Source organism: Marinisporobacter balticus (assembly GCF_004345705.1).
In the GTDB taxonomy this organism is placed as follows: Bacteria; Bacillota; Clostridia; order Peptostreptococcales; family Thermotaleaceae; genus Marinisporobacter; species Marinisporobacter balticus.
Genome location: NZ_SLWV01000001.1, coordinates 41765 through 56342, shown reverse-complemented (window position 1 = coordinate 56342; position 14578 = coordinate 41765). Strand labels below are relative to the sequence as shown.

At 31.8% G+C, this 14578-nt stretch carries 13 protein-coding genes; all 13 read left to right on the top strand.

Features of this window, described 5'->3' with window-relative positions:
- The first annotated feature begins 95 nt into the window (after positions 1-95).
- The 13 genes from EV214_RS00270 (at position 96) to EV214_RS00215 (ending at position 14486) form a co-directional block, all read left to right on the top strand.
- Positions 96-704, top strand: a complete 609-nt coding sequence (locus EV214_RS00270) for a DUF2953 domain-containing protein (RefSeq protein WP_165916148.1) — start codon at positions 96-98, stop codon at positions 702-704.
- 5 nt (positions 705-709) lie between these two features.
- Complete coding sequence (gene ytfJ / locus EV214_RS00265) at positions 710-1156, top strand: GerW family sporulation protein (RefSeq protein WP_132241517.1); 447 nt, start codon at positions 710-712, stop codon at positions 1154-1156.
- Positions 1157-1280: 124 nt separating this feature from the next.
- Positions 1281-2396: a D-alanyl-D-alanine carboxypeptidase family protein gene (locus EV214_RS00260; protein ID WP_243116513.1), complete on the top strand. Its 1116-nt coding sequence runs from the start codon at positions 1281-1283 to the stop codon at positions 2394-2396.
- A gap of 115 nt (positions 2397-2511) precedes the next feature.
- Complete coding sequence (locus EV214_RS00255; RefSeq protein WP_132241515.1) at positions 2512-3483, top strand: sulfide/dihydroorotate dehydrogenase-like FAD/NAD-binding protein; 972 nt, start codon at positions 2512-2514, stop codon at positions 3481-3483.
- The gene (locus EV214_RS00250; protein ID WP_132241513.1) at positions 3476-4756 is read left to right on the top strand and encodes an FAD-dependent oxidoreductase; all 1281 of its coding nucleotides are present in this window, start codon (positions 3476-3478) and stop codon (positions 4754-4756) included. The genes EV214_RS00255 and EV214_RS00250 overlap by 8 nt, the downstream gene beginning before the upstream one ends.
- A gap of 193 nt (positions 4757-4949) precedes the next feature.
- Positions 4950-5258, top strand: a complete 309-nt coding sequence (locus EV214_RS00245; protein ID WP_330571206.1) for a M24 family metallopeptidase — start codon at positions 4950-4952, stop codon at positions 5256-5258.
- 728 nt (positions 5259-5986) lie between these two features.
- Complete coding sequence (gene thiW, locus EV214_RS00240; protein ID WP_132241511.1) at positions 5987-6556, top strand: energy coupling factor transporter S component ThiW; 570 nt, start codon at positions 5987-5989, stop codon at positions 6554-6556.
- The gene (gene thiM, locus EV214_RS00235; protein WP_330571205.1) at positions 6501-7331 is read left to right on the top strand and encodes a hydroxyethylthiazole kinase; all 831 of its coding nucleotides are present in this window, start codon (positions 6501-6503) and stop codon (positions 7329-7331) included. Before thiW ends, thiM begins: the two co-directional genes overlap by 56 nt.
- A 265-nt stretch (positions 7332-7596) precedes the next feature.
- Positions 7597-8925, top strand: coding sequence for a CCA tRNA nucleotidyltransferase (locus EV214_RS00230; protein ID WP_132241509.1), 1329 nt, complete (start codon positions 7597-7599; stop codon positions 8923-8925).
- Positions 8926-9062: 137 nt separating this feature from the next.
- Positions 9063-9206, top strand: a complete 144-nt coding sequence (locus EV214_RS18565) for a hypothetical protein (protein ID WP_165916147.1) — start codon at positions 9063-9065, stop codon at positions 9204-9206.
- Positions 9207-9472: 266 nt separating this feature from the next.
- Positions 9473-10765, top strand: a complete 1293-nt coding sequence (gene bioA, locus EV214_RS00225) for an adenosylmethionine--8-amino-7-oxononanoate transaminase (protein ID WP_330571204.1) — start codon at positions 9473-9475, stop codon at positions 10763-10765.
- Between the two features lie 527 nt (positions 10766-11292).
- Positions 11293-12681, top strand: a complete 1389-nt coding sequence (locus tag EV214_RS00220; RefSeq protein ID WP_132241507.1) for a [Fe-Fe] hydrogenase large subunit C-terminal domain-containing protein — start codon at positions 11293-11295, stop codon at positions 12679-12681.
- Positions 12682-13286: 605 nt separating this feature from the next.
- Positions 13287-14486 (top strand): hypothetical protein, encoded by a 1200-nt coding sequence (locus EV214_RS00215; protein ID WP_132241505.1) that lies wholly within the window; start codon positions 13287-13289, stop codon positions 14484-14486.
- Positions 14487-14578 lie beyond the last annotated feature (92 nt).

The following is a 14578-nucleotide window of genomic DNA, read 5'->3' as shown; positions in this document are numbered from 1 at the left end:
TTATATAATGTGTATTTTTTGTATTAAATGGAAAAAATACACTAAGTGTTTGGTAATGAGAGGCGGTGTTCTAAATTTACATATATATTAGTATGATGCTTATTATAGTTTTTAGTATACTATTTTTTGTACCTATAACCATTAGTATAAAAATTTTGAAAGATGGTACGAATGATAAAGTCATTTTAAAGATTAAAACATTATTTGGTTTATTTAACTATAAAATAGAAATCCCTTTTGTAGATTTAGACATGAAAAAGAATGGTATTCCTTTCTTAAAATTAAATACGGAAGTTAAAAAAAATGAAGATGAGCTAATAGAAGAAAATAAGACAATGGTTACCTTTGAAGAAATAAAAAAAATTGTAAAGAAGGCAAAATATTTTTTGAAGTATTATACTAGCCCTATTAAATATGTTCTTGAAAAAATGAAAATTTCTGATTTTTTATGGACAACAGAATTTGGAATAGAAAATGCTGCAGTTACAGGGCTATTATCAGGAATACTATGGGCAGCTAAGAGCCAGCTGATTACAATTATGAGAAATAATATAACATGTAGTAAAGTGACTTTAAAGGTGATTCCTAAGTTTAATAAAGAAAGCTTTAAAACAACTATTCATTGTATAATAAACACTAAAATAGGCTATATTATTATTGCAACAATAAAATTTGGCTATACATTTATAAGAAAAAGGTGGTGAATAGGATGGCAAATCATCCAATAGAAGCACTAATGAAAACCACAATGGAAAGCTTAAAAGATATGATCGATGTAAATACAATTGTAGGAAATCCGGTTGAAGCACCTGATGGAACCGTTATTATTCCTATATCAAAAGTATCTTTTGGTTTTGCTTCTGGTGGCGGAGAATATAAGGCGAAAATGAAATCTGAAGAAGACGATGCAGATACGAGTGAGAAACTTCCATTTGGCGGTGGTACTGGCGCAGGAGTTTCTGTACAACCAGTTGCTTTTATGGTTGTAGGCAATGGAGAAATGAAATTATTATCAGTAGATCAGAATGCAAATATGCTAGATAACATAATCAATTCTATACCTAAACTATTAGATAAAGCGCAAGGAATGTGCAATAAAAATAATAAAAATCAAGGCAAAAAGAACTCTGAAGAAAAGAAAACAGAAGAAGAGTAGGGAGAAATAAATATTTACTCCTTACTTTTATTTCTAGGGAGTTTATTTTGGGGTTTTTAATAGTATTTCTAGCTATATTTACAAAATACTAAAATTAACCATAATTGTAAACGGAGTGATAGCTTTGAAACAAAGAAAAATTTACAGTACGATGATACTGATTGTAGTCGTTCTTTCTTTTAATAGCTTTATATGTTTTAGTGAAACCGCTCAAATTTCTGCGAGTAGTGCAATTGTAATGGATGTAAAAACAGGAAGAGTGCTTTATAAAAAAAATATTAATGAAAAAAAACCTATGGCAAGTACTACGAAGATTATGACAGCTTTATTAGCTTTAGAAAAAATGGATTTAAATAAAATTGTAAAAATCCCAAATAACGCAGTGGGCATAGAAGGATCATCTATTTATTTAAAGAAAGATGAAAAAATGAAAATGAAAGATTTAGTTTATGGGTTAATGTTGCGGTCTGGGAATGATTCAGCCGTTGCCATTGCCACAACAATATCTGGGTCTGTAGAAAACTTTGCACAACTTATGAATAAGCGATCGAAGGAAATTGGTGCTAAAAATACAAACTTTATGAATCCAAATGGACTTCATCACAAAGAACATTATACGACTGCATATGATTTGGCACTCATTACGAGAGAAGCGCTACTGAATAAAAATTTCCATAAAATTGTTAAAACAAAGTTATGGGTTGCTGATCGAGATGGATACAAACATTTTTACAATAAAAATAAAATCCTTACCCAATATGATGGAGGAGACGGTGTTAAGACTGGATATACAAAAGCAGCCGGGAGATGTCTTGTTACATCTGCAACAAGAAATGGTATGCAGTTAATATGTGTTGTACTAAATGCACCGAATTGGTTTAATGATTCTTATGGTTTACTTGATGATGCTTTTGGAAAATATACAGCTTATCATGCAATAAAAAAAGATGATGTAGTCAAGAGGATTCCAATAAAAAACGGAAAAAAAATTAAAACGTGTGTTGTTTCTAAAGAAGATGTGATTGTACCCTTAACCTGTGAAGAAAAGAAACAAGTGCGGACACGATTAAATATAGAGGAATCACTAGAAGCACCTATAAAAAGAGGACAAAAAATAGGAAAAGCAAAAGTTTATCTCAACGGAAATTTATTATATACTACAGATTTAGTTACAAGAGAAGATATCGGTGTAAAAAGTTTTAAAGATAAAGTAGTCGATTTTATTCACAGGAAAAAATGAGTTGTGATAAAATGTTTAAATTTAATAGTGGGCTATGTGTAACATATTTCAAACCTAAAAAATATCCTATAATATAGGATATTTTTTTATGATTGCAAATATGGAGGGATGCATATTGTCAACGGAAAGATTAGAATGTATAGATGCAGGTAGTGAATATTGTCCATGTTATTTAGCACAAACAAATGAATGCATTACATGTTCGCATCTGCAAGGAGAAGACTTTTGTGATTGTAATTGGCGTGGGGTATGTATTTATCAAGAATTTTATTGGTGTAGCAACAAAAAAAAGGATCAGAGAGAAGTAATTAAAGGCAAAATTATTGAAAAAAAAATGGTCCATGAAGAAATCATGATTTTGAAAATTGCAGTTACAAAAACACTTGCACGGCAATTAAAGCATCCAGGTGCATATGTATTTCTTAGAGATTGGCAAAGCCCTCATTTTTTTGATGTGCCAATGTCTATTATGGACGCGGATGAGCAGAAAGGAGAAATTTATATAGCGGTACAAATCATAGGTGCAAAAACAAAAGCACTATTAGCATGTGAGGATAAAATTTTAGTAAAGGGCCCTTACTGGAATGGGGTGTTAGGACTTAAAAACCTTAAATCTACAAAAAAAGAAAAGGTCTTACTTGTTTCAAGGGGAATTGCTTTGGCACCATCAGTTCTTGCACTAAAACATTTATTAAAAAACAAAAATAAAATAACTTTTGTGATAGATCCTGGTAAACTTCACGCAGTTTTTATAAAAAACTATATAAAAGATTTAAATATTGAAACAGTAGAATTAAATCTAAAAGAAGAAAAAGGGCTAAAGCATCTTGAAAAGATCATAAAGACAGGAAATTATGATCTTGTGTATAGTGCAGGTTCAGATAGATTTCATAAAAGAGTTGAAAACCAAATCAATCAATTAGACGAAAAAGTGAAATTTGTCATAACAAATAATAGTAAAATGTGTTGTGGAGAGGGCGTTTGTGGCGCATGCTCTTGCAAAACGAAGAATGGAACGATCGTAAAAATGTGCAAAACCCAATTAGAGGTAAGAGAAGCTTTAGAAGGGGGGAAGGTGAATGGTTAAAGTAGTAGTGATCGGAGGCGGTTGGGCAGGTGTTGCAGCAGCTGTTACTGCAAAAAAAGCAGGTGCCCATGTTACTATATTAGAGAGAATGGATATTCTGCTTGGACTTGGCAATGTAGGGGGTATTATGAGAAATAATGGACGCTACACTGCCGCAGAAGAATGTAGCTTGTTAGGAGCAAAAGAATTGTTTGATATTGCTGATCGCGCATCAAGACATATAAATATTGATTTTCCAGGACATAAACATGCAAGCCTGTATGATGTGTGTAAGATAGAACCTATGACTAGGAAACTTTTAAAAGAAATGAATATAAATATTTTACTGAAAGCGAGAGCTGTAAATGTAAAATTAACAGAGAGAACCCTTACAGGGATTGAATTACAAGATGGACAAATGATTGAGGGGGATGTTTTTATTGAAACTACTGGATCAACAGGGCCTATGGGAAACTGCTTAAAATATGGCAATGGTTGTTCAATGTGTATATTAAGATGCCCTTCCTTTGGCCCTCGGGTAAGCATTAGCAAAAAGGCAGGTGTAGAAGACCTTATAGGAAAAAGGAAAGATGGGTCATATGGAGCCTTTAGTGGCTCATGCAAATTAAATAAAGATTCTTTAAGCCAAGAGCTGATTCATACATTAAATGAAAAGGGTGTCGTCCTATTACCTGTCCCAAAAGAAGAGATCAATACTAAAAAATTAGACATGAAAGTTTGCCAACAATATGCATTGAAGGAATATGCGGAAAATTTAGTCTTACTAGATACAGGCCATGCAAAACTGATGGCTCCGTTCTATCCATTAGATAAACTCAGAAAATTTAAGGGATTAGAAAATGCAAGATATGAAGATCCTTACGCTGGAGGTATTGGCAATTCAATCCGTTACTTATCCATTGCACCTAGAGATAATACCATGAAAGTTGATACCGTAGATAATATGCTGTGTGCAGGTGAAAAAGCAGGACTTTTTGTGGGGCATACAGAAGCTATTATCACGGGAAGTCTAGCAGGACATAATAGTGTTCGATTAGTAAAAGGAATGCCTCTTTTAGAATTACCAGTAAATTTATGTGTTGGGGACTTGATTGCATATGAACATAAGGAATCACAAACAGAAGAAGGTGTAAAAACAAGATATACTTTCGCAGGAGCGGACTATTTTAAAAGAATGAGAGAATTAAATTTATATACTACAGACACAAAGGTATTAAAGAAAAAAATTGAAAGATTAAATTTATTAAATATATTTGAAGAAAAGTTAGTATAAAATAAAGACTCTTTTCTGCAAAGAATTTATAAAAATTCAAACAGAAAGGAGTTTTATTATTTCCTGAAAATTAGGATTATTCCTAGTGTCACCTGAACTTGAAAGAGAGAATAAAGGCGAAGTACTTTAAGTTTATATAAGGGAATAGAGGCAATTAAACCTTGGAAGAGTTTTTTAGGGGATATAAGCAGTAGTGCAAGAGCATGCAGAAAGTAATGGATACTCTGTAGTTAGAGAATTTGGAGGGCATGGAGTTGGAATTGCTATTCATGAAGAACCCTTTGTATATCATTTTGGAAAAAGAGGAACAGGTATGATCTTAGTACCAGGTATGGTATTTACTATTGAACCTATGATCAATGAGGGAAGTCATGAAATATTTATAGATAGAGATAATGGATGGACAGCATTTACAGCTGATGGGTCACTTTCAGCACAATGGGAACATACAATTCTTGTAACTGAAGATGGGATAGAGATCATATTATTTTCAAGCTATTGAGGCTTTTACAAAATAAATACGCTTAAACGATGTAAAAAAATGTAAGATTTTTGTTTTTTTAAAGGTTATTGTAATAACTTCTCATAAAATAGAGATTTACAATAATATAGAATTTATTAATGATGATATTTCGGATCATATATAAAACGTGCAACAAGAAGAATGTAAGGATATATAATATATGGACAAGATTACATAAAATAAAAAAGGAAAAAACATATATAAGAAAATGTTGTGACATATAAATTTTTATTATGATGCATTTTCGAGATTTTTCAGTTATGTTGCATTAAAGAAAACTATATGGTATAATTTTCCCAAAAGGGGAGCTTGTACGGCAGGCTGAGAGGAAGTTTATGCTTCGACCCATAACTTGATTCGGATAATGCCGGTGTAGGAAAATATTTAATTTATACTATTTGCTTATATATTTTATGAGTATAGATGGGATATGCCTTATTCGGTGTAGCCCATTTTTTCTGCATCAAGGAACATATCTTCGATAAGCGAAGGGGGAGCGCCCTGCGCTTATATGGCAAAAGTACAACTAAATAGCGAGGGAACTTGTGTTTCAAGGTGAGAGGAAGCTTTTGAGCTTCGACCGATAAATATGGCTTATGTCATATAGGAAATTGCTATTTAGTTGCGCTAAAATTATACCTCGATAATAGTATTTATTTCCTATTCGACATATTTGGAAATAAATATTATTAGGGAGGTATTTTATTATGGAGAAAAACTCAAAACTATTAAAAAAACTTATGTTGGCAATGATAGTGGCAATGGGAGTTGTAATTTCGCCAATTCTTCGTATTGAAGGAATGTGTCCTATGGCGCATTTTATTAACATCGTATGTGCTGTTATCCTTGGACCTTGGTATTCACTGCTTTGTGCAACACTGATTGGTGTGATAAGAATGCTGTTCATGGGAATTCCACCCTTAGCTGTAACTGGAGCAGTTTTTGGGGCTGTTTTGTCTGGGGTTTTATACCAAGTATCTAAGGGAAAGTTGATTTTTGCGATTATAGGGGAGGTTATAGGAACTGGTATTATAGGAGCGATACTTTCATATCCTATTATGACATTTATTTGGGGAAGAACAGGGCTTACATGGATGTTCTATGTTCCTTCATTTATTATGGGGACACTTATTGGAGGAACAATTGCATTTGTTTTTCTGACAACATTAAGCAGGATAGATATGCTTGCAAAAATTCAGAGACGTTTGGGGGCAAAAGTTTATGACAAATCAAGAGCGGACAATAGACAACCTATTGCAAATAAAACAGAGTATTAAATTCAAAAAAAATCTTATCCACTGCATTACAAATCCAATTTCAATTAATGATTGTGCAAATATGGTTCTTGCTGTTGGTGCAAAACCTATTATGGCTGAACACCCTTTAGAGGTTTCAGAAATTACTGCTGTTTCTAAATCACTTGGGGTTAACCTTGGAAATATAACGGACAACAGAATGAAATCTATGTTGATTTCAGGTAAAATAGCCTTTGAAAAGAAAATTCCACAAGTAATTGACCTTGTAGGTGTGGGGTGCAGTAAACTTCGCCTAGATTATGCAAGGAAATATATTTCAGAGTGTCATCCGAGTGTTATCAAGGGTAATATGTCTGAAATAAAAGCAATATGTGGTATAAAAAGCAATTCAAAAGGCATTGATGTTGGAGCATGTGATATTGTAACAGAGCAAAATTCTAATGAAATTATAGAACTGCTAAAGGCGTTGTCTATACAAACGGATTCTGTTATTGCAGCAACAGGAGCGGTAGATATAATAACAAATGGTACGCATACATATTTAATAACAAATGGTTGTGAAATGCTTTCAATGATAACTGGGACAGGTTGCATGCTTACTGCGCTTATAGCGAGCTATATTTCTTCTGGGAATATACTTGATGCTACTGTTCTTGCGATAACGCTTATGGGAATATGTGGGGAACTTTCTCAGCATGTTAAGGGTACTGGAAGTTTTAGAACTGAACTTATAGATAATATGTTTAGTATTTCTGATGATATGATAATAAAAAAAATAAGATATAAATTAAAATGAAAATTTAGAACATGGAATATAGGAGTATTTATGGGGCTTAATATATTATTGGTATTGGTATTGGTATTGGTATTGAATATAGGACAAATGCCCCCTGAAGACTTTAAAAAAAATAACATCATATATGAAAACTTTACGTACCTTTACTAGTGATGCAAGATAGAGAATAAAAGCAGCCATTGTTGCAAGTATACAAAATTACTATTAAGTCCCAATTCGAAAAAATTGAAGAATTGATGATAAAAATCAATAGGAGCGTGATCAAGTGAAAATACAAATTCCTAAAAAAGTACACACCGTATTAGATGTATTAAATTTTTATAAATATGAAGGATACATTGTAGGTGGTTGTGTTAGAGATAGTATTTTAGGGAGAACGCCTAATGATTGGGATATATGTACCAATTGTATGCCGGAGAAAATGTTAGAAATATTTTACCATTTTAAAGTTATTCCTACAGGATTAAAACATGGTACGGTAACTGTAGTTGTAGATGATAAATCTTTTGAAGTGACTACATATAGAATTGATCAAGAGTATATAGATGGAAGACATCCTGAAAGAGTTGAGTTTACAAATGAATTAAAAGAAGATTTGAAAAGAAGAGATTTTACTGTTAATGCAATGGCATATGGTAGAAAAGAAGGTTTAATCGATTACTATGGTGGGATGGCAGACATATTTAATAAAAAAATTAGATGTGTAGGAGATCCAATGGAAAGATTTAATGAAGACTATTTGCGGATGCTAAGAGGGGTAAGATTTTCAACCCAACTTGGATATGAACTTGATATAGATACAATGCAATCTATAAGGAAATCATCTAGAAACATTGTAAACATTAGCAAAGAAAGAATCAGAGAAGAGATCAATAAAATACTATTGTCTGATAAGCCATCTAAAGGATTTAAATTATTATATGAAACTGAATTGCTACAATATATTATTCCAGAGTTACAAGAATGTATTAAATTTGAACAAAGAAATCCTTACCATGACAAAGATGTATTTGATCATGTTATGAGTGTATTGGATCATACAGAAAAAGACTTGGTATTAAGATTGGCGGCCATGTTACACGATATTGGAAAACCACAATGCTTTTCTGTAGATGAGAGCCAGATTGGACATTTTTACCATCATCATATGAAAGGTATGGACATAACTGAGGAGATACTAAAAAGACTAAAATATGATAATAAAACCATTGAGCTAGTAAAAATTTTAGTAAAAGAACATATGTGTAAATATGATAAAGTTACCCCTAGAGTCGTTAAAGGATTAATCAATAGAATCGGATTAGATAATATAGAAAGATTATTCAAATTACAAATAGCCGACATAAAGGGAAGTAAAGGTCCACATGCGTTTGATAGCATTGAAAAAGTAATAATATTATATAAAAAGATTATTAGTGAACAGCAACCATTAAGTATAAAAGATTTAGACATTAATGGAATGGATTTAATGAAATTAGGAATCCCACAGGGCAAGAAAATAGGGATTATATTGAACTGTTTATTGGATAAAGTTTTAGATGATCCAGAATTAAACACAAAAGAACTACTTATTGATGAAGTAAAAACAATGTAATGTGGGGTGCCAAGAGGGAGGATAAAGTACCTGGCTAAATAACAGGGCGAGAGAAGGTGCAGGTCGTAACATTAAGTGAATTCTGCCGCATCGTCAAAAAGGTCTCTGGGCACAGAGGTAAGAAGGGAAGTCGAGCCTTGCACATATGGGCGAAGACCATGGAAGATGGGAAGAATATCAGAAAGCCATGTGCGGGAAAACCGCATGCACCAAGGCCTTTTGGAAAAAGAACTACAGTAAGTTATGAATATGTCAGAGAGATTATTCTTGACTTTAAATGATAAAACATCTGTTGCTAAAGGAACTAATATAAATTAAAAACTCTTTTTTGCAAAGAATTTATAAAAATTCAAACAGAAAGGAGTTTTTTCTGTATAGATTAATGAGGCGGTTCTTATATGAGTAAGATCAACTATGTAATCAGCTTCAGGAATTAGCATTTGGCGTAAAGCTGTTATTTCATATTTTAATTGTTAACTATTATTAATGAAAAGTTGACAATAGATCTACCATGTAATATGATCATAGTAAGGCAATCCTTAACTACATGATAACAGATTTATTTTTAGCAGTTATGATATTAGCTGTTGTAGAATTAAAAGTTTATGTAGGAATTAGAAAGGAACGAAAGGGGAATGGTGAGATTATGATTTGGTATCCTTATGTACAGATGAAAAGCATGAAAACACCTTATAAAGTCAAAAAGGCTAAAGGCGTATATATATATACAGAAGATAAAAAATTAATTGATTCCGTGTCTTCGTGGTGGAGTGCAATACATGGATATAGCAACGAAGAAATCAATGAAGCGGCAATCGATCAAATAAACAATTTTTCGCATGTTATGTTAGGGGGTCTTAATCACGACCCTGCGTTAGAACTAGCAGAGAAACTAAAAGAAATTCTTCCAGGAGATTTAAACCATGTGTTTTTCTCAGATTCTGGAAGTGTTGCCGTAGAAGTATCTTTAAAGATGGCCATTCAGTATTATAATAATAAAGGAATGTCTAAGAAAAAAGAAATTATAGCTTTAAAGGAAGCCTATCATGGAGATACATTTAAAGCTATGGCAGTTGGAGATGATGCAGATTATCATAAGGCATTTCCAGAAAAAGAAGGTATTTATCATATTTGTCCTAAGATAGAAGAGTTAGAAGCAATCTTAGAGAAAAGACATGACAAAATAGCAGTCTTTATTGTAGAACCTCTTTTACAAGGGGCGGCTGGAATGAAAATGTATGATATTCAATTTTTAGAAGAAGCGAGAAAGCTTTGTGACAGATACGATGTTATATTTATTTTTGATGAAGTGGCAACTGGGTTTGGTAGAACAGGAAATAAGTTTGTAAGTGAGCTAGTCATTCCAGATATTATCGTACTTGGAAAAGCGCTTACAGGTGGATATGTTGGACATGCAGCAACGGTAGCTAATCAGAAGATCTATGAGGGCTTTTATTCAGATGATCCATCTAAAGCATTTATGCATGGGCCTACTTTTATGGGAAATGCGCTTGCATGTAGGATCGCTCTTAAAAGTTTAGACATCTTTTTAAGAGATGATTATATGGATAAGATTAAAAAGATTGAAAGAATTTTGATAGATTCATTAAAGAATTTAAAATCTCACAAAATAAAAGATATTAGAGTCATGGGGGCATGTGCTTGTATTGAGGTTTATGATGCAAAAGATTTACAAGGATTTAGTCAATTTGCTTATACCCATGGGGTTTGGAACAGGACATTTTTAAATTTTATGTATACAATGCCTCCTTATATTATTGAGGAAGAAGAACTTTTAAAGATCGTAAAGGTATTCAAAAAATGGTTTGATAGAGAATAAAAATGTTATATATATTAATCATGTGGAATGTGTGGTAAAGCATCTGACTGAGGTTAGGTGCTTTTTTAGTACTTAATATCTTACCTGAAGAAGTGATAAAGTTTAAGGGTGATTTTAAACTTTAATATGTTTTTTCACCTTATCAAAGGTTTTCCGATCTATCGTATAGATTTCTTTTGCAAAAATGTTGATAGCACTAGAACGAACCTCTAAAATTTTTGCGGCTTATCTCAAGCTTAAATGATGATTTGTTCTCCAGCTTTGATGATCTTTGGATAATCGGATAAAATGTTTATCTATCATTATGATGAAATAAAAAAACAAATAGAAAATATAAAGATTTAATTTTGTAGTTTTGGTAAATATATTAAAGAGACAAATCTGAAAGAAAATACTTTATCTATAGGAGTTCTTTATGAAAATAATCAAAAACCATAATCTGCACTAATCTATGAAGAAAATTTAAGTGTTTCAAAGAATTTTGATGCGCTTATAGTTAGAAAAAATAAAAGAAGGGATGATATAGTGTGAATGATAAATTTCATAATTTTCAAGATAAGAGAATGAAAATTTTTTCGGAAGTGGTTAAGAAGTATTGGAATAAAGAAATAAAAGATATCCATGACTTAAATAATCTAGCAAAGGAGATTAAAAAAAGATACAACTTTAAGGATGAGGACATGCCATTTATTCAGGATCATATTCGGGTAGCTATGGGGTTAGATGCCAAAGGAAATGCTAATTTCGAAGATGAAGTCTATCAGATGAAAAATTTTAAAAAAATTGGACAACCTATAATAGCTAAGATAGATGGGGCTTGTGAATATTGTAATGATGAAGAATGTAAATGCAGTGATGCATGTAAATATGAAGCTAGTATTTATAAAAGAACAAGAGGACCTATAATTGTTAACAATAAGTGTTTAAGTTGTGGCCAATGTGTTACAAAATGTGATTATGGAGCTTTAGCAGACAAAATAGAATTTGTTCCATTAATCGATTTTTTGCAAGATAAAAAAACTATTGTATATGCTACCGTTGCGCCTGCTATTGTGGGTCAATTTGGAGAAAATGTAACCATAGGTCAATTAAGAACAGCCCTTAAACTTATTGGATTTCAAGATTTGATTGAAGTAGCATTATTTGCGGATATACTGACAATAAAAGAAGCTTTTGAATTTAACCATTTGGTAAAAAGTGAAAAAGATTTCTTTTTAACCAGCTGCTGCTGTCCTGTATGGTTTAATTTAGTCAAAAAAAATTATCCAAGTCTTTTTACACATATGCCTCCATCCATTTCTCCAATGATTGCATCTGGAAGAATTTTAAAAAAACTGTACCAAGATGCAAAGGTTGTTTTTATTGGTCCGTGTATAGCGAAAAAAGCTGAGGCAAAAGAAACGGATTTACAAGGTGATATAGATTTTGTTCTGACATTTAGAGAACTAAAAGAAATTTTTTCGGCGCTTAACATCAATCTTTCAGATCTTCCAAGTGAAGATAAAGACCAAGCTTCCTTTGGAGGCAGAGTCTACGCAAGAACTGGAGGGGTTAGTTTTTCTGTTAAAACAGCTGTCAACAGACTTGAGCCTGCTAGATTGATTAAGCTAAAGGCTAAGAGGGTAGATGGAGTGAAAGCTTGTAAGCAAATATTAGATGAATTATCTACCGAAAAAGATATAGATTATAATTTCATAGAAGGAATGGGTTGTAATGGAGGATGTGTAGGAGGCCCTAGAACCAATATTGATGTGGAAAAAGCTACACACAAAGTCAATGAATTTGGGGAAGATTCTTTGATCATGACGCCTTTTGATAATGTAAACGTAATGAAAATACTAAAGCAGCTTGGAATGGATAAAATAGAAGAAATCACAGAAAACGGAGAAGGATCGAAGATTCTAGAGAGGAAATAAATAGGAATGTGAAAAAATAACACAAAAAAAACATATCTAATACAAGAATCAGGGTTACCAGGTAAAAGAGCAAATCTTGAGCTAGCTGAAGCGGTAGCCACTATAGGAGATGAACAAATTTTTCAGCACTACATTTCGTTTGATACAGAAAAAGCACCAACTGACTCACCAGAAGAATTTTTAGCATTATGTGGTGTAATGGGATTAAGCAAGCTATTAAAAGAAGAATGACATGGTGAAGTATTAAAGAAAAAAATTGAAAGATTAAATTTATTAAATTTATTAAATTTATTAAATTTATTAAATATATTTGAAGAAAATTTAGTATAAAATGAAAACTCTTTTCTATAAAGAATTCAAACAGAAAGGAGTTTTTCCTATGCAGATACTTAGGTTTTTTAGTTTTCACTAAAAATTTAAGTAATGGAAATAAATCAATCTATAAATTCTGAAGATTTTGTAAATGTATTGCTCAAGTGTTATAATGTAGATATATGTGGAAAATATATATTAATAAAATATTCTGTGAAAATGCCTCCAAAAAAATGGAGGTATCATATATTTCTAAAATAACGTCAAATAGGCATGGTTGAAAGGAGATTAAAATGTTAAAAAAGGCTATTATTATTTTGATGTGCTTAAGCTTTACTTGTATTACTGCATTTGCAGGTGATATACCCGAAGGAATCATGTCTGGAAATCAAAAAGCTCTATTCATAGGAAAATTAACGAATAAGAATTCTGAAATATACACGATAACCCCGTTAACGATTATGATGGGTAGCATTAAACAGAAAGAAATCAAAGTAAGTAAGTTTGAAAAATATTATGGTACGAGCGATATTCCAAAAAACGGAGATGTTTTGGTAGCAGTCTTACTAGAAGAAGGTAAAATTGATAACCTATGGATTTTTAAAGCAACATCGAGTGATTATAAGACCTTAAAGCTCAAAAGTGAAAAACATAATATGGTTAAACGATATGAGAAGTATATTAACAAGGGTAAATACTTTGAAGCACAAAAAAGGATCAATGAAAAGACAAAGGAACAGATTGCTACAGAATATATAATTGATAAAGGGATAGATGATTACATGAAAGAAGTACATCCTGTATCAAATTTAGAAAAATATCAAGTTTATAGAATGAAAGATGAGATGAATATAGATTATTACTTTAATAAGAACGTAGAGCGTTCAGATATTGCAAATAGTAAGAATGTTACAACAGAATTATTGATTTGGAAGAGAGGAATGGTTATTCATGGACCTTACCCATCAAAATTGTATAGTTTAGATGATTGGGATAAAGTTAACTATAGAGTTTATATAGGAGATAGGAAGATTATTGAACAAAATATCGACAAGAAAAAAAGCCTTATCTTAAAAAAAGAATACTTTGAGGATACAGATATAGAGCTACCTTCAAGGATTATAAATACACCAGAAACAAAGACGTTTGAGAAAAAACTAAAAAGAGAATATTGGTGGAGTATGAAAGATGTTGTTTTTGAAAAGAGTTTTAAGGGGAATGTATTATTTGTAAAACTGAAAACGAAGAGAAAATATAAGGAGCATGAAATACAAGACATAAAGAAATTAATAGAAGAAGATTTAGCTGTAAATTTAGAACAGGCATCTATGAAAATATATGGTATGAATATGGATTATCTTGGCATAGTTCTGCAACTTTATGAGAAGAACTCAAAATACTATGAAGAAACGTATCATAATGGAGAAAACAAAAAGTATTGGTTTAGTGAATATTGGGGGAATTATAAATACTTTGATTATAGTGAAAAGTAGGCTTTAAAATAGTGGCAAAGTAGAAGCCTGTAATATTTCGAGCGTAACTGTATGAAGCCATTGAACCGAACACATATCTACAAGTTTATGAA

Coding starts and splice junctions, on each gene's coding strand:
- bioA (WP_330571204.1), top strand. CDS start 9,473: ATGATAACAGATTTATTTTTAGCAGTTATGATATTAGCTGTTGTAGAA.
- thiM (WP_330571205.1), top strand. CDS start 6,501: ATGACAAATCAAGAGCGGACAATAGACAACCTATTGCAAATAAAACAG.
- thiW (WP_132241511.1), top strand. CDS start 5,987: ATGGAGAAAAACTCAAAACTATTAAAAAAACTTATGTTGGCAATGATA.
- ytfJ (WP_132241517.1), top strand. CDS start 710: ATGGCAAATCATCCAATAGAAGCACTAATGAAAACCACAATGGAAAGC.
- EV214_RS00270 (WP_165916148.1), top strand. CDS start 96: ATGCTTATTATAGTTTTTAGTATACTATTTTTTGTACCTATAACCATT.
- EV214_RS00215 (WP_132241505.1), top strand. CDS start 13,287: ATGTTAAAAAAGGCTATTATTATTTTGATGTGCTTAAGCTTTACTTGT.
- EV214_RS00250 (WP_132241513.1), top strand. CDS start 3,476: ATGGTTAAAGTAGTAGTGATCGGAGGCGGTTGGGCAGGTGTTGCAGCA.